We start from the raw sequence: 16,572 nt of genomic DNA, 5'->3' as shown, positions 1-16,572 counted from the left end.
TAGTGCGCAAACCTGAACGAGGTTAGAAAAGTCGCAAGAAAGGCTTTTTTTCTTCGGTGGGTTTGTCGCTGAGAGGGCATTCCGGCCGCTGACCGTAGTCATCGAGGGTGCAGGGTTTGATCTTGCGCTTCTGGGCGAGCGACGTGCGCTGCATATGGAAGGGTTGGCTGGCGGTGCGTTCGACGATGCGTCCCTGCTCATCAAGGATTTCCACGGACAGGGTATGGCTGCCGCGATCGATGTTGCTCAACGGGAACACCGGGCTCAGGCCGGGTTCGGCAGTGGGCTGGCCGTCGAGCAGCAGCCGGTAGCGGTGACCGGGTTGCAGGCCGGGCTCGTTGGTGGCGCTGACGATGACTTCGCCGGCGTTGCTGCGGATGGTCACGTCGGGTTCCGGGACCAGGATGCGCAGCAGGTCATAATGGAGCGGCACCTGTGCTTCGGGGCTGCTCTGGGCAATCAACGGCGCTGTGCGGGTAGGGTCGGCTGCCATTCGATTGCTCTTTGTCAGCGGCACACGCCTGGCGTTACCGGGTTTGGGCTGGTCGGTGAAAACCCGATTGCCTTGGGGGTCAACGTAAGTAAAGACCTCCGCCGACGCGGACAGCGCGATGAAGCAGGCGAGCAGCAACCAAAACTTCAAGGCGTGTGTACCCGTTGCACGGTGACGGTCGTGGCGGGGCTTTGCTGCACTATTTTTTCGCCTTCGATCACTTGCACGGCGAGGCGGTGTTCGCCGCGATCGATGTTCACCAGTTGCAGGGTCGGCACATTGCCAGGCTGGCCATAGGGCTGACCGTCGAGTAGCAGGCGCAACAGATGGGAGCCTTGCAAGCGCGGTTTGATCTGTACGTTAACAGTGAACGTGCCGTTGTTGGCGCGCAGGGCTTCGGTGGTGGGCAGGCCGGTGAGTTCGAGTAGCTCGTAGGCGTTGCTGGACTGTTCGCGGTTGTCTGCGGCAGCTTGAGCAGGGTTGCCCGGCGATTGGGGTTCGACGCTGTTGAGCGGCGGCAGCTCGACCGGTTGGGCTTTCACGCCATCAGGCGGTTGATTGCTGTAAGCGGTGTTGCCGTAGGTGTCGGTGTACTTGTAGATCTGCGCTGCGGCGGGCAGGGCGATCAGTAGCAGGATGAAGAGAAAACCACGATCCATAAAATCGACCGGAAACGAAAGCGATGGGTTGCAGCATAGGTCAGGGATGGTGGTTGGCCCAGCTCGTTAACATCCGGTTTTGGTTTCGCTGTGGTATCAAATCGCCTTAATTTCCTGTGGGAGCGGGCTTGCCCGCGATAGCGTCGGCACACCCAGCATCAATGCGGCAGACAATACGCCATCGCGGGCAAGCCCGCTCCCACAGGGCTCTCTATCGTCCGTTGAATCGCTGGCAATAAAAAAGGCCTCCCGAAGGAGGCCTCTTTTTGTCACGCCGCGTAGCGCAGCGCTACTGGATCAGCAGCTGTAGTACAGCTCGTATTCCAGTGGGTGTACGAAGGTACGTACCTTGATTTCTTCTTCGCTTTTCAGAGCGATGTAAGCGTCGATGAAGTCGTCGCTGAAAACGCCGCCTTTGGTCAGGAACGCACGACCTTTGTCCAGCTCTTCCAGGGCTTCTTTCAGGCTGCCGCAAACTTGTGGGATCTCTTTGGCCTCTTCAGGCGGCAGGTCGTACAGGTTTTTGTCAGCTGCGTCGCCAGGGTGGATCTTGTTCTGGATGCCGTCCAGGCCAGCCATCAGCAGTGCAGCGAAGCACAGGTACGGGTTGGCAGCCGGATCCGGGAAGCGTGCTTCGATACGACGGGCTTTCGGGCTCGACACGTAAGGAATGCGGATCGAAGCGGAGCGGTTGCGGGCCGAGTAGGCCAGCATCACTGGAGCTTCGAAGCCTGGAACCAGACGCTTGTAGGAGTTGGTTGCCGGGTTGGTGAAGCCGTTCAGGGCCTTACCGTGCTTGATGATGCCGCCGATGAAGTACAGGGCGGTATCGGACAGGCCGGCATAGCCTTCGCCTGCGAAGGTGTTCTTGCCGTCTTTCCAGATGGACATGTGTACGTGCATACCCGAGCCGTTGTCGCCGTACAGAGGCTTAGGCATGAAGGTAGCGGTACGGCCGTAAGCATCGGCAACGTTGTGCACGACGTACTTCAGGGTCTGGGTTTCGTCGGCTTTCTTCACCAGGGTGTTGAACTTGACGCCGATTTCGTTCTGGCCGGCAGTTGCCACTTCGTGGTGGTGAACTTCAACGGTCAGGCCCATTTCTTCCAGTGCGTTGCACATGGAGGTACGGATTTCGTGGTCGTGGTCGAACGGTGGAACCGGGAAGTAGCCGCCTTTGACGCCTGGACGGTGGCCCTTGTTGCCGCCTTCGATGTCCTGGTCGGACATCCACGAACCTTGTTCGGAGTAGATCTTGAACATGGAACCGGAGATGTCGGACTTGAATTTCACCTGGTCGAAGATGAAGAACTCTGGCTCTGGACCTGCGAATACGGTGTCACCGATACCGGTGGCTTTCAGGTGCTCTTCGGCACGCTTCGCGATCGCACGTGGGTCGCGGTCGTAACCTTGCATGCTCGAAGGTTCGATGATGTCGCAGACCAGGATCAGGGTCGGCTCTTCGGTGAACGGGTCCAGCACGGCAGTGGAATCGTCCGGCATCAGGATCATGTCGGAGGCTTCGATGCCTTTCCAGCCAGCGATGGAGGAGCCGTCGAACATTTTGCCGACTTCGAAGAAGTCGTCATCCAGCGCATCGCGAGCCGGCATGGTCACGTGGTGCTGAGTGCCTTTGGTGTCCGTGAAGCGCAGATCAATCCACTTGACGTCATGATCTTTGATGAGTTGAACCGACTTCGACATAGTGTCCTCCGGGTGGATTAGGGCTGGTAGTGGATGCCCTTAAATGTTTGTGATGCCGGCGCGAATACTCTGCCAAGGCAACCTGCCTCACAAGGGAGCAAATTGCATGCCAGTGCCCCAGCATGGGTTTTTTGCTCCAAATTCACGCTTATAAAGCGCTAAAGCACCTTAAAGCGGAAAATCCCGCCCTACAATGTGGCGTTCATTTCAATAAATGACCTGTTTTGGTGCGTGCAAAACCTTCTGCACATTAACTGGTTAAACCTTGAGCAATTTCCGCTATAATCCGCGCCCCCCTTTTTCGGCTGGCCCAGCGCGCGCTGTTTTCATGAAACTAATCGTAAAAGTCTTTCCCGAGATCACCATCAAGAGCCGCCCGGTACGGATGCGTTTCATCCGTCAATTGGCCAAGAACATCCGTGCCGTGCTCCGCGATCTGGACCCGGCCGTGGTGGTGAACGGCGTGTGGGACAACCTCGAGCTGGAAACCCGCGTCAGCGACCCCAAGGCCCTGAAAGAGATGGGCGAGCGCCTGAGCTGCATGCCAGGCATCGCGCACTTCCTGCAGATCGATGAATACCCGCTGGGCGATTTCGACGACATCGTCGAAAAGTGCAAGCAGCACTACGGTGATGCACTGGCCGGCAAGATCTTCTCGGTGCGTTGCAAACGCGCCGGCAAGCACCCATTCAGCTCGATAGATATTGAAAAATATGTCGGCAGCCAGTTGCGCCGTCAGTGTGGTGCCGCCGGGATCGACCTGAAAAAGCCGGAAATCGAAGTCCGCATTGAAGTTCGCGACCAACGGTTGTTCGTGATCCACAGCCAGCACAACGGCATCGGCGGATATCCGCTGGGCGCCTTGGAGCAGACGCTGGTGCTGATGTCCGGCGGCTTCGATTCCACCGTTGCGGCCTACCAGATCATGCGCCGCGGCCTGATGGCGCATTTCTGCTTCTTCAATCTGGGCGGACGGGCCCATGAACTGGGCGTCATGGAAGTCGCGCATTTCATCTGGAAGAAGTACGGCAGCTCCCAACGCGTGTTATTTGTCAGTGTGCCTTTCGAAGAAGTGTTGGGAGAAATTCTCGGCAAAGTCGATAACAGTCATATGGGCGTAGTATTGAAGCGTATGATGTTGCGCGCTTCCTCCCGAATTGCCGATCGACTGCACATCGAAGCGCTGGTGACCGGTGAGGCGATCTCCCAGGTGTCGAGCCAGACGTTGCCGAACCTGTCCGTGATCGATTGCGTGACCGACAAACTGGTCTTGCGCCCGCTGATCGCCAGTCACAAGCAGGACATCATCGACACGGCCAACGAGATCGGCACCGCCGATTTCGCCCGACACATGCCGGAGTACTGTGGCGTCATCTCGGTGAATCCGAAGACGGCCGCCAAACGCTACCGTGTCGAGCACGAAGAGAAAGAATTCGATATGGCGGTGCTCGAGCGTGCGCTCGAAAACGCCAAGCTGGTGCCGATCGATCGCGTGATCGACGAATTGGGCCAGGACTTGCAGATTGAAGAAGTCAGCGAAGCGCTGGCCGGTCAGATCGTCATCGACATCCGTCACCCGGATGCCGCTGAAGACGACCCGCTGGAGCTTGCTGGCATCGAGGTACAAACGATGCCGTTTTATGCACTGAACGCTCGTTTCAAGGAACTGGACCCTACTCGCCAGTACCTGCTGTATTGCGACAAAGGCGTGATGAGTCGCCTGCATGCCCACCATTTGCTCAGTGAGGGGCATGCCAATGTGCGCGTTTATCGACCGAGCTAAGTGCCCGGGGCTGTTTGCCTGTGGCTTGCGTCACCGGCCCCCCGATGCCGCCGTCAAGCTGTAACGGCTTTCACGGACGCTACTGTTAATCGCTGCCAAGACTTGTCAGCACACCGAATCCTCTGATCGAGATACACAAGTGATCGAAAATCTACGCAACATCGCCATCATTGCCCACGTTGACCATGGTAAAACCACCCTGGTAGACAAACTCCTGCGTCAATCCGGCACCCTGGAGCGCAACGAGCTCAACGACGAGCGCGTGATGGACTCCAACGACCAGGAAAAAGAGCGCGGTATTACCATTCTGGCGAAAAACACCGCCATCAACTGGAACGGCTACCACATCAACATCGTGGACACCCCGGGCCACGCCGACTTCGGCGGCGAAGTTGAACGCGTAATGTCGATGGTCGACTCCGTTCTGCTGCTGGTTGACGCTCAAGACGGCCCTATGCCGCAAACCCGTTTCGTGACCAAGAAGGCTTTCGAAGCCGGCCTGCGTCCAATCGTGTGCATCAACAAGGTTGACCGTCCAGGCGCGCGTCCGGACTGGGTTCTGGACCAGATCTTCGACCTGTTCGACAACCTGGGTGCCACCGAAGAACAGCTGGACTTCAAAGTCGTCTACGCCTCGGCCCTGAACGGTATTGCCGGTCTGGACCACAACGAAATGGCTGACGACATGACCCCGCTGTACCAGTCGATCGTCGACAACGTACCGGCGCCGGCTGTTGACCGTGAAGGTCCGTTCCAGATGCAAATCTCCGCACTGGACTACAACAGCTTCCTGGGTGTTATCGGCGTTGGCCGTATCGCTCGTGGTCGCGTCAAGCCGAACACTCCGGTTGTTGCTATCAGCGCCGACGGCAAGAAGCGCAACGGTCGTATCCTGAAGCTGATGGGTCACCACGGTCTGCACCGTGTAGACGTTGAAGAAGCTGCAGCAGGCGACATCGTGTGCATCAGCGGTATGGACGAGTTGTTCATCTCCGACACCCTGTGCCAGCAGGACACCCCGGAGGCGATGAAGCCTCTGACCGTCGACGAGCCAACCGTTTCCATGACCTTCCAGGTAAACGACTCGCCATTCTGCGGTAAAGAAGGCAAGTTCGTGACTTCCCGTAACATCAAGGAACGTCTGGACAAAGAGCTGCTGTACAACGTTGCACTGCGCGTTGAAGAAGGCGACTCGGCTGACAAGTTCAAGGTTTCCGGCCGTGGCGAACTGCACCTCTCGGTACTGATCGAAACCATGCGTCGCGAAGGCTTCGAAATGGCTGTAGGCCGTCCGGAAGTGATCATCCGTCTGGTTGACGGCGTGAAGCACGAACCGTACGAAAACGTCACCATCGACCTGCCGGAAGAATCCCAGGGCAAGGTGATGGAAGAGATGGGCCTGCGTAAGGGCGACCTGACCAACATGGTGCCGGATGGCAAGGGCCGTGTACGTCTGGAATACAACATCCCTGCTCGTGGTCTGATCGGTTTCCGTAACCAGTTCCTGACCCTGACCAACGGTGCTGGCATCCTGACCTCGATCTTCGACCGTTACGACGTGATGAAGTCCGGCGACATGTCCGGCCGTCAGAACGGCGTTCTGGTTTCGGTTGAAACCGGCAAGGCACTGACCTACTCCCTGGAAACCCTGCAGGCGCGTGGCAAGCTGTTCGTTGAACACGGTCAGGAAATCTACAACGGTCAGATCGTTGGTCTGAACAGCCGTGACAACGACCTGGGCGTCAACCCTACCAAGGGCAAGAAGCTCGACAACATGCGTGCTTCGGGTAAAGACGAAACCATCGCCCTGGTTCCACCTGTTCGCTTCACCCTGGAACAGGCTCTGGAATTCATCCAGGACGACGAGCTGTGTGAAGTCACTCCTAAGTCCATCCGTCTTCGCAAGAAGATCCTGGACGAAAGCGAGCGTACCCGCGCTGCCAAGAAAGCCAAGGCATAAGATTTAGCCAGGCTTAAAAAAACGCCCCCGGTCGAAAGGCCGGGGGCGTTTTTGTTTGTCTGCGATTTATGTGGCGTTAGTACCGGCCTCATCCCTGGCAAGCCAGCTCCCACAGGTATTATTGGTGTTCACACAATTTGTGTTTCACCTTGAACCCTGTGGGAGCTGGCTTGCCAGCGAAGGCGGCCGATCAGCCGCCATATTCATCAGGAACTATCAGAACCGCTCGATACTCCGCGAATTGCGCTCACGCTCCACTTCTTTTGGCTTATAAGCGCAATACCCTGGCCGCGGGCCGATTTTCGGGTGGTTGCGGCAAGTATCCGGGCGCTTTTCATAAATAGTGCACAGACGGCTCTTACGATCCAGGTACAGGCAATCGTTGTTGCTCATGCGCTGGAGGGTAAAGATTCCTGACTTCTGGTTGAAACGCTCGACCAGACCTTCCTTTTGCAGACGTTTGGCGATGTTCTTCGGCGGATCACCCAGCTCGAACTCATCGACCACGCCGATGCGGATCAGGTCCTTGATCTTGACCTCGACGGGCAAGGTGCAGCAGCTGGACATGCACGAGCCGCACATCGGGGCAGAGTACTTGGCCCAGGTATCGAGGCGGTCGATCTCTGCGGCAGCGATCAGGTTCGGCTTCATCATCGTTTGTTACCAGCGTGTGCATCAGGGCGCGCGATCATACCGGGACTGGTGGATTTTTGAACAACCTTTCGCCAGTTTTTTTCGCAAGCGGTGCAAACAACCGGAAAAAACGGCACGGGCCCTGCATTCAATCAGGCACATGACAACGCATTGTCGATTCAGCTCGTATTCAAGGGAAAAACTGCCGAACCAGAGCCTCTACCGCCTGTCAGACCGTCTAGGCTCAGACAACTCCAAGCTCGCTCGAGGTCCTATCGATGACTCAAGAACCACTTGTTCGCGAAGCAGAGGTGGCCGCATTCCGCGACGCCGTCTTGACCAAACTCACTTATGCAGTGGGTAAAGACCCGGATCACGCCTTCGACCATGACTGGTTCGAAGCCATTGCCCTGGCCGCGCGGGACCACATGGTCGAGCACTGGATGGACCACACGCGGCAGATCTACCGCAAAGGTCAGAAGCGCGTCTATTACCTCTCCTTGGAATTCCTCATCGGTCGGCTGTTGTTCGACAGCCTGAGCAACCTTGGCCTGCTCGACGTCGCCCGTGAAGCCCTGACCGAACTCGGTGTCGACCTTGAGCGCATCCGCCTGCTGGAGCCCGATGCGGCCCTGGGCAACGGTGGCCTTGGGCGTCTGGCAGCGTGTTTCCTGGAAAGCATGTCGACCCTCGGCATCGCCGGTCATGGCTACGGCATCCGCTATGAGCACGGGTTGTTCCGCCAGGCAATTGTCGATGGCTGGCAGCAGGAACAGACCGAACACTGGCTGGATTTCGGCAACCCGTGGGAGTTCGAGCGGCCGGAAGTGGCTTACACCATCGGTTTCGGCGGCAGTGTCGAGACCCTCACCGACGACACCGGCAAGTCCCGACAAGTCTGGCACCCGGCGGAAACCGTACGGGCCATTGCCTATGACACGCCGGTGGTCGGCTGGCGCGGGGCGAGCGTCAATACGCTGCGCCTGTGGCGTGCCCGGGCCATGGAAGACCTGCATCTGGAGCGTTTCAACGCCGGTGATCACCTGGGCGCCGTGGCTGAAGTGGCCCGGGCCGAGAGTATCTCCCGGGTGCTGTACCCGGCGGACAGCACCGAGGCCGGCCAGGAGTTGCGCCTGCGTCAGGAGTATTTCTTCGTCGCCGCCTCATTGCAGGATCTGCTGCGCCGCCATCGCAACATGCACACCTCGGTGCTGACCTTGGGCGATCACGCCTCGATCCAGCTTAACGACACTCACCCCTCGATAGCCGTGGCTGAACTGATGCGGCAACTGGTCGACGTCTATGACGTGGCATGGGATGCGGCGTGGCAGGTCACCGTCGATACGCTGTCCTACACCAACCACACATTGCTGCCCGAAGCGCTGGAAACCTGGCCGGTCGGCTTGATGGAGCGCATGTTGCCGCGGCACATGCAGATCATTTACCTGATCAACGCCCACCACATCGACTCCCTGCGGGCCAAAGGCATTCACGATTTCGACGTACTGCGCGCGGTGTCGCTGATCGAGGAAGACAACGGTCGTCGGGTGCGCATGGGCAACCTGGCGTTTCTCGGCTCCCACAGCGTCAACGGTGTGTCCGGGTTGCACACCCAACTGATGCGCAAGACGGTGTTCTCCGAATTGCACAAGCTGTACCCGGAGCGAATCAACAACAAGACCAACGGCATTACCTTTCGCCGCTGGCTGTACCAGGCCAACCCCGAGCTGACTTCGATGCTGGTCGATGCCCTGGGCCCCGCGGTACTGGATAACCCGGAACAGCGTTTGCTCGCCCTCGAACCGTTCGCCGAGAAAAACACGTTCCGCAAGGCGTTCGCCGAACAACGCCTGCACAGCAAGAAAGCCCTGGCGTACCTGATCCATGAGCGGTTGGGTGTCGCGGTCAACCCGGCGGCGATGTTCGACGTGCAGGTCAAGCGGATCCACGAATACAAACGCCAGTTGCTCAACCTGATGCACACCGTGGCGTTGTACCAGGCGATCCGCGCGGAACCGGAAATCGACTGGGTGCCACGGGTGAAAATCTTCGCCGGCAAGGCTGCCGCGAGTTATCACCAGGCCAAACTGATCATCAAGCTGACCAACGACATCGCCCGGGTGGTGAACAACGACCCGACCGTGCGCGGCTTGCTCAAGGTGGTGTTCCTGCCCAACTACAACGTCAGCCTGGCGGAGAGCATCATTCCGGCAGCTGACTTGTCCGAGCAGATCTCCACCGCCGGTTTCGAAGCGTCAGGCACCAGCAACATGAAGTTCGGCCTGAACGGCGCGCTGACCATCGGCACCCTGGACGGGGCCAATGTGGAAATGTGCGACCGCATCGGCGCCGAGCACATGTTCATCTTCGGCCTCAGCGCGCAGCAGGTGGAAGCGCGCAAGCAAAACCATGAGTTCAGTGCCGCACCGGACATCGCTGCGTCCCATCGTCTGAACGATGTGCTGCAAGCGATTCGTGGCGGGGTGTTCTCCCCGGATGATCCGTCCCGTTACACCGGGTTGATCGATTCGCTGGTGGATTACGACCGCTTCCTGGTCTGCGCCGATTTCGACTCCTACTGGAGCGCGCAGATGCGTGTCGAAGCCCATTGGCACGACTCCAAGGAATGGTGGCGTTCAGCAGTATTGAACACGGCGCGGATGGGCTGGTTCTCGTCGGACCGGACCATTCGCGAGTACGCCACGGAAATCTGGAAGGCACTGGAGTAGTTTTCAGCCAGAACTGCGAGCAAGGCCCGGTTGTTGCCGGGCCGGATCGATATACTGGGCGCCGGACTGCCGAGCGGTAGGAATCAGCTTGATTGTGGTGTTTTCACACTAGACTGATCAGACGCTGTACCGCTTGGACTTGCCTCATGACGAGGCGGCTTAGGGATATCGACCATGCAATGGATTTTCATGCTGATCGGGCTGGTGCTCGGCTGGATGCTCGACGAGTCATTCAGTGAGGCACTGCTGGGCGCATTACTCGGATTGGGTATCGGCCAGGCCGTTCGAATTGCTCGTATGGACATTCGGGCAGTCGAGCAGCAGCGCTTGCTGGATCAGGCGCAGGTTGCGCTTCAGGCGGTAGAGCAACGGCTGGCAGCGCTCGAAGCCTCGGGCGTCAAGGCGCCGGAAAGCCGCGAACCGCCTGCATCACCTGAAATCCTCGTTGATGAAGCCCCTGCCGCAACCCCGGAATTGGTCTGGGAACTGCCGCCCGAACTCGAGCCGATCCCCGCAGCGGCCAGCGAAATCAGTCGCCCGACTATCGATGCCTGGAAATCCGAGACGACCGCTCGCCAAGCGCAACCGCCTGTCACGCCGCGTGGCCCGAATCTCATCGAGCGCGCGATCGGCCGCGCCCGGGCCTGGCTGTTCGGCGGCAATACCGTGTTGCGGGTTGGCGTGGTGTTGCTGTTCCTCGGCCTGGCCTTTCTGCTGCGCTACGCCACCGAAGGCATGGTGGTGCCGCTTGAATTGCGTTACGCCGGCGTAGCGGCCGCAGCATTGGGCTTGCTCGGATTGGGCTGGTGGTTGAGGGCCCGCAACGGCAGTTACGCGTTGATCCTGCAAGGTACCGGGATTGCCGTGTTGTACCTGACGGTGTTTGCCGCCATGCGCCTGCATCCGCTACTCGATCCCTCGGCGGCGTTCGGCCTGCTGGTGGCGGTGACCGTCTGTTCGGCGATTCTCGCCATTACCCAGGACTCCCTGGGGCTGGCCGCCGCTGCCGCATTGGGCGGATTCGCCGCGCCCATCCTGGCCTCCACCGGCGCCGGCAACCACGTCGCGCTGTTCAGCTACTTTGTCCTGCTCGACGCCGGCATCCTCGTCATCGCCTGGTTCAAGGCCTGGCGGCTGCTGAATGTCATCGGGTTCACCGGCACCTTCGGCATCGGTTTCGCCTGGGGCTTGCGTTCCTACTCGCCGGAGTTGCTGTGGAGCACCGAGCCGTTCCTGATTGTATTTTTCCTGATGTACTTGGCCATCGGTCTGCTGTTCGCCCGGCGCAAGCTGATGGAGATGAGCGATGCACCGGCAGAGGGCAGCCGCGAAGCGCTGCTGCAGTGGTCGGCGCGCAAGGGTGACTACGTCGACGGCACGCTGCTGTTCGGCCCGCCACTGGTGGGTTTCGGTTTGCAGTTCGCACTGGTGCAGCATCTGGAATTCGCAGCGGCGTTCAGTGCCTTGGCGCTGGGCATGATCTACATGGGGCTCGCCCGTTGGCTGATGGCCGGGCGCACCCTGTTGCTGGGGGAAACTTGCTTGGCCTTGGGCGTGATCTTCGCCAGTCTGGCGATTCCGCTGGGGCTCGATGCGCGCTGGACGACGGCGGCGTGGGCGGTGGAAGGCGCGGGGATCTTCTGGCTCGGTCTGCGCCAGCAAAGGCCCTTGGCCCGGGCCTTTGCCTTGCTGCTGCAATTGGCGGCGGCGCTGGCGTTTCTCGGCGAGTTGCACAGCAGCGAGAGCAGCCTGCTCGGCGGTGTTCCGTTAGGCGCGCTGTTGCTTGGCGTCGCGTTGCTGTTCAGCTTCTACCAGTTGCGTAAAGCCTTGCCGGAACAGATCCGGCCTTGGGAACCGAAAGGCCTGCCAGTCCTGGCTTGCCTCGGGCTGGCGTTTCTCTATTTGCTGGCACCATTGTTTTTCTTCAGTCACGGTACGGTGATCAGTTGGGCATTGGCCGGGGTGTTGACATTGTTTGCTGGCTTGCGCCTGGCATCGCGCACGTTCGTGTACACCGCGCTCGCTGTGCAATTGTTGGGTGGTGTGCTGTTCCTGATGACAGGGCCGCAGTTCAGTGAGGACCTGCGCCCCCTGGCCCATGGCGGGTTCTGGGCGCCGCTGATGCTGGGGCTGGCCGCGATGGTCGGGGCCTGGCGTTCGCAGATGGGGCATGCGCGTGGAGCGCTGGCAGGGCCGAGTCTGTCGCGGTTGTCCCAGGCGTTGCTGGTGTGGGGCGCAGGCTGGTGGGCATTGGCCTGGGTCATCGACGTGCTGCATTTTGCGCCGTTGCCGATGCAGGCGACCTTGCTGTTGAGCGTCGCTGCCGCGAGTGTTGCGCTGTGGACGGTATTGGCACTGCGCCTGAGTTGGCCGTCATTGGGAGTGCTCTGCGCGGTGTTGATTCCCGCGGCGGCGCTGGTGCTGCTCGCGGCCTGGCACCCGCGTTATCACCCGGCGGCCAACTTCGGCTGGCTAGCGTGGGCTGTGGTGTTCGTCGTGCATTTCATGTCCCTGCGACGCCTGGCGACCATGCTGCCGGCGCTGGTGCCAAGCGTCGCCCATGTGCTCGGCTGCTGGCTGTTGATGGGGGTGCTGGCTCTGGAGCTGCGCTATGGCTTGCTGGTGTTGTCCGAGCAATACAACGCCTGGCGCTGGTTGGGGTGGGCGATTCTGCCAGGTCTGTATCTGGTGTTGGCGGCGGCACCTCGTACGTGGCCGTGGCCCGTGTCGACGTATTCGAGGGAATACCGTGTATACGCTGCCGCGCCGCTGGCTTTACTGATGCTTGGCTGGTTCTGGCTGGCGAATGTCGCCAGTGACGGCAATGCCGAGCCATTGCCCTACGTGCCATTGATCAACCCGCTGGAGCTGGGCCTGTTGTTTGCGTTGTTCGGCGTCCATGTCTGGACCCGCAGTGCCATGACGCTACTGGCGGCCAGCAAGGATTACGCCACTAAAATCACGCAAGGGGTCGCAGGTGCCTCGCTGTTCGTGTTCTTTACCGCCTTGGTCATGCGTACGGCGCACCATTGGAGCGGGGTGCCGTTCGAGCTGGGTCCGTTGCTGGAGTCGATGCGTGTACAGGCCGGCCTGTCCATCGTCTGGACCTTGATGGCCCTGAGCCTGATGATCGGCGGCCATTTGCTTCGCCGCCGTGAAATCTGGCTGATCGGTGCTGTCTTGATCGGCGTGGTCGTGGCCAAGCTGTTCTTTGTTGAGTTGAGTAATCGCGGCGGGCTGGCGCGAATCGTGTCGTTTATCGGAGTCGGCGTGTTGCTGCTGGTGGTGGGCTATTTCGCCCCGCTGCCGCCCAAACGCGCCGAAGCTGTGCTGGATACCGAGAAACCGGCCCCGGAATCCGAAGGAGTGTCGTCTTGAGTCAGAAGCTGAAGCTGGGTTGGCTGGGCGTTGCTGCAATGGGTGTGGTGTTGTCGGCGGTTGCTCAGGAAAAACCGGCGGACTTCACCACCCAAGTGCCCTTGGCGGTGGCGGGCGAAGGCCCTTGGTATCGCCTTGAACTGCCCCTGAGCGTGCAACTGAATGCACGGCAGGCTGACCTGAGCGATGTGCGTGTGTTCAATGCCGTGGGCGATGTTCAGGCGTATGCCTTGGCCCGGGAGTCGGCGCAGAGCAGAGAAACCCGCACCTTGAACGAGGTGAAATGGTTTCCGTTGTACAGCTCGGTGGATGCCACTGAAACCGCGCCGAGCGTGCGGGTGCAATCGAACACCAATGGCACCTTGATCGAAGTGCAACCCTCCAGTCAGCTGGAGGCGGGCGAGGAGGAGTTGCGCGGCTGGTTGCTTGACGCGTCCGCCATCAAGGCGCCGTTGCAGCAATTGATCCTCGACTGGACCAGCGAGCACGACGGCTTCCAGCGTTTCACCCTCGAAGCCAGCGACGATTTGCAGCATTGGCAATCCTGGGGTGAAGGGCAGGTGGCGCGCCTGAGCTTTTCCGACGAGCGGGTCGAACAGCATGAGGTCGGCCTGCCGGGGCAGTCGGCGCGCTACTTGCGATTGCTGTGGATCACACCGCATTCGGCACCGACACTGACGTCGGCGCAATTGCAAAGCAGCAGTACCCGCAGCCTGCCGCTGCCGTTGGTCTGGTCCCAGGCGTTGGCCGGCAGCAGCGTGAAGGCGGGTGAGTACACCTGGCAGTTGCCGATGGGGCTGAATGTCGAGCGAGTGCAGGTCGAGTTGAGCCAGCCCAACAGCTTGGCGCCGGTGAGCCTGGCCGGTCGGCGCGACAGCAGCCTGCCATGGCAGCCGTTGGGCAGCGGTCTGCTCTATCGCCTGACCCAGAACGGTCAGGATGTGGTGCAAAACGAATTGCAGTTGTCAGGGCAAATCGTGCAGCAATTGAAACTGACCGTGGATGAGCGCGGCGGCGGCCTGGGTGATCAGGCGCCAACGCTGAAGTTTGCCGTGCGCGCCACGCAACTGGTGTTTCTGGCGCGTGGGCCAGGGCCTTACACGCTGGTCGTGGGAAGTGCGACGGCGAAGGCGGCGAACTTGCCGCTGTCGACGCTGATTCCGGATTACAGCCCGGCGAAGCTCGCGACCCTGGGCCGGGCCATGGTGGATGTCGGGGCGGTGGCTGCGAAGCCGTCGACAGGCACTACGACTGCGCCGATCGACACCAACTGGAAGAAATTCGGCTTGTGGGCGGTGTTGTTGCTTTGCGTAGTGTTCCTGGTGGCGATGGCGTTCAGCTTGCTGCGCAAGCCGCCGGCCAAATCATAGGTTGGCGCTGTCCTTGTGGGAGCGGGCTTGCCCGCGATAGCGGTATCTCAGTCAATAAAAATGCTGAGATGACCGCTACTTTCCGGCTCGCACCCAGCCCTTTTCCAACTACGCTCATCCCCGCACATGAACTCTCTTCAGTCGATCACGTCTGATAGGAGGAAATGCGCCCCGACTCGCGTTAAACTGCGCGGGTTTTTAGCCCCCCCATTCCACCGGAGCCGTCCATGTCCCGCGTTACCTTGAGTCGCTATTTGATTGAGCAGACCCGCAGCAACAACACTCCTGCCGATCTGCGCTTCCTGATCGAAGTGGTGGCGCGTGCCTGCAAGGAGATCAACCACGCCGTGTCCAAAGGCGCCTTGGGTGGCGTTCTGGGCAGCATGGGCACTGAAAACGTCCAGGGCGAAGTGCAGAAGAAGCTCGACGTGATCTCCAACGAGATCCTGCTCGAAGCCAACGAATGGGGCGGCCACTTGGCTGGCATGGCGTCCGAAGAAATGGACAACGCCTACCAGATCCCGGGCAAATACCCGAAAGGCGCCTACCTGCTGGTATTCGACCCGCTGGACGGTTCGTCGAACATCGACATCAACGCCCCGGTCGGCACCATCTTCTCTGTGCTGCGTTGCCCGAACGAATACCTGAGCCAGAACGAGCCCTTGAATGAAAAGGCCTTCCTGCAGCCAGGTACCCAGCAAGTGGCTGCCGGTTACGCGATCTACGGTCCGCAGACCATGCTGATCCTGACCCTGGGCCACGGCGTGAAAGGTTTCACCCTGGACCGTGAAATGGGCAGCTTCGTGTTGACCCACGAAAACATCACCATTCCTGAATCCACCCAGGAATTTGCCATCAACGCGTCCAACCAGCGTCACTGGGAAGCACCGGTACAGCGCTACGTCGGCGAATTGCTGGCAGGCGATGAAGGCCCGTTGAAAAAGAACTACAACATGCGCTGGGTCGCTGCGATGGTCGCCGACGTGCACCGCATCCTGACCCGCGGCGGTCTGTTCATGTACCCACGCGACAGCCGCGAGCCATCCAAGCCGGGCAAACTGCGCCTGATGTACGAAGCCAACCCGATGTCGTTCCTGGTGGAACAAGCGGGCGGCGCATCCACCGACGGCCACCAGCGCATCCTCGACATCCAGCCGGAAGGCCTGCACCAGCGTGTTGCGGTGTTCCTCGGTTCGAAAGAAGAAGTGGCCCGCGTCACGGCTTACCACAAGGAATAAACCATGACCGCGCCCTGGCAGCCGTTGCTTGATTGGTGGTTCGGAAGCTCCGGATCGGCGAGCGAAGTGGCGGCGCAGAAGGGCAGGTTATGGTTCGGCAAGCGCGACAGCCAGGACCTCGAAGCGCGCGAGCGTTTCGGGGACTGGACCGAGCAGGCACTGGCCGGCGGATTGACCGAGTGGATGCAACGTCCCGAAGGTTGGCTGGCCCTGGTGCTGTTACTCGATCAAATCCCGCGAATGATCTTTCGCGATACTCCCAAAGCCTTTGCAGGCGATCTCCGGGCGCAGAAGCTGGTAGCCCAAGGTATTGCCGCGGATTTCGACCGGCAATTGCAGCCGATTCAGCGGGTATTCATCTACCTGGTGTTCGAGCACAGCGAAAACCTCGCGGTGCAGAACGAAGGCGTCTCGCGCCACCTCGAACTGCTGGCGCAGCAGCCGGAGACTGATCGGGCGCTGTTCAGCGATTACCTGGACTATGCCGAGCGGCATCAGAAGGTGATTGCGCAGTTTGGACGGTTTCCGCATCGCAATGCGGTGTTGGGGCGGGAGTCTACGGCTGAGGAATTGGCGTTTCTTTCGAAGCCGGGATCCAGGTTCTAGATTTTCAGGGCGGCCGATG

The 16,572-nt window shown here is 60.0% G+C and carries 11 protein-coding genes; 7 read left to right on the top strand and 4 right to left on the bottom strand.

What is annotated here, in order from left to right:
* Positions 1 to 22: 22 nt before the first annotated feature.
* From PMI31_RS15105 to glnA, 3 genes are all read right to left on the bottom strand, one after another.
* The gene (locus tag PMI31_RS15105) at positions 23 to 643 is read right to left on the bottom strand and encodes a DUF4124 domain-containing protein (RefSeq protein WP_008018949.1); all 621 of its coding nucleotides are present in this window, start codon (positions 641 to 643) and stop codon (positions 23 to 25) included.
* A complete protein-coding gene (locus PMI31_RS15100; RefSeq protein WP_008018948.1) occupies positions 640 to 1,152 on the bottom strand; it encodes a DUF4124 domain-containing protein in 513 nt (170 codons plus the stop codon). The genes PMI31_RS15105 and PMI31_RS15100 overlap by 4 nt, the downstream gene beginning before the upstream one ends.
* A gap of 297 nt (positions 1,153 to 1,449) precedes the next feature.
* Positions 1,450 to 2,856 carry a glutamate--ammonia ligase gene (glnA, locus tag PMI31_RS15095; RefSeq protein WP_007970634.1) on the bottom strand — a complete coding sequence of 469 codons (1,407 nt, stop codon included), beginning with the start codon at positions 2,854 to 2,856 and terminating at the stop codon, positions 1,450 to 1,452.
* Between the two features lie 328 nt (positions 2,857 to 3,184).
* On the opposite strand from glnA, the gene thiI reads away from it, so the two are divergent.
* Complete coding sequence (thiI, locus tag PMI31_RS15090) at positions 3,185 to 4,639, top strand: tRNA uracil 4-sulfurtransferase ThiI (protein WP_008018946.1); 1,455 nt, start codon at positions 3,185 to 3,187, stop codon at positions 4,637 to 4,639.
* A gap of 139 nt (positions 4,640 to 4,778) precedes the next feature.
* Positions 4,779 to 6,599, top strand: coding sequence for a translational GTPase TypA (gene typA / locus PMI31_RS15085; RefSeq protein WP_008018945.1), 1,821 nt, complete (start codon positions 4,779 to 4,781; stop codon positions 6,597 to 6,599).
* 216 nt (positions 6,600 to 6,815) lie between these two features.
* On the opposite strand, the gene PMI31_RS15080 is transcribed toward typA, so the two are convergent.
* On the bottom strand, positions 6,816 to 7,253 hold the full coding sequence (locus tag PMI31_RS15080) for a YkgJ family cysteine cluster protein (RefSeq protein ID WP_008018944.1): 438 nt from the start codon (positions 7,251 to 7,253) through the stop codon (positions 6,816 to 6,818).
* A gap of 257 nt (positions 7,254 to 7,510) precedes the next feature.
* Here PMI31_RS15080 and PMI31_RS15075 point away from each other — a divergent pair, with 257 nt between their 5' ends.
* From PMI31_RS15075 to PMI31_RS15055, 5 genes are all read left to right on the top strand, one after another.
* Positions 7,511 to 9,961: a glycogen/starch/alpha-glucan phosphorylase gene (locus PMI31_RS15075; protein ID WP_008018943.1), complete on the top strand. Its 2,451-nt coding sequence runs from the start codon at positions 7,511 to 7,513 to the stop codon at positions 9,959 to 9,961.
* A gap of 174 nt (positions 9,962 to 10,135) precedes the next feature.
* Positions 10,136 to 13,339 (top strand): DUF2339 domain-containing protein, encoded by a 3,204-nt coding sequence (locus PMI31_RS15070; RefSeq protein WP_008018942.1) that lies wholly within the window; start codon positions 10,136 to 10,138, stop codon positions 13,337 to 13,339.
* Positions 13,336 to 14,709 carry a DUF3999 domain-containing protein gene (locus PMI31_RS15065; protein WP_008018941.1) on the top strand — a complete coding sequence of 458 codons (1,374 nt, stop codon included), beginning with the start codon at positions 13,336 to 13,338 and terminating at the stop codon, positions 14,707 to 14,709. The genes PMI31_RS15070 and PMI31_RS15065 overlap by 4 nt, the downstream gene beginning before the upstream one ends.
* 227 nt (positions 14,710 to 14,936) lie before the next feature.
* Positions 14,937 to 15,947: a class 1 fructose-bisphosphatase gene (locus PMI31_RS15060; RefSeq protein ID WP_008018940.1), complete on the top strand. Its 1,011-nt coding sequence runs from the start codon at positions 14,937 to 14,939 to the stop codon at positions 15,945 to 15,947.
* 3 nt (positions 15,948 to 15,950) lie between these two features.
* Entirely contained in the window at positions 15,951 to 16,553 is a 603-nt protein-coding gene (locus PMI31_RS15055; protein ID WP_008018939.1) for a DUF924 family protein, read from the top strand.
* Positions 16,554 to 16,572 lie beyond the last annotated feature (19 nt).

The sequence above is a fragment of the Pseudomonas sp. GM55 genome (assembly GCF_000282395.1).
In the GTDB taxonomy this organism is placed as follows: domain Bacteria; phylum Pseudomonadota; class Gammaproteobacteria; order Pseudomonadales; family Pseudomonadaceae; genus Aquipseudomonas; species Aquipseudomonas fluorescens_CC.
The sequence above is the reverse complement of the archived record's forward strand: the minus strand, read 5'-3'. Positions and strand labels throughout refer to the sequence as shown.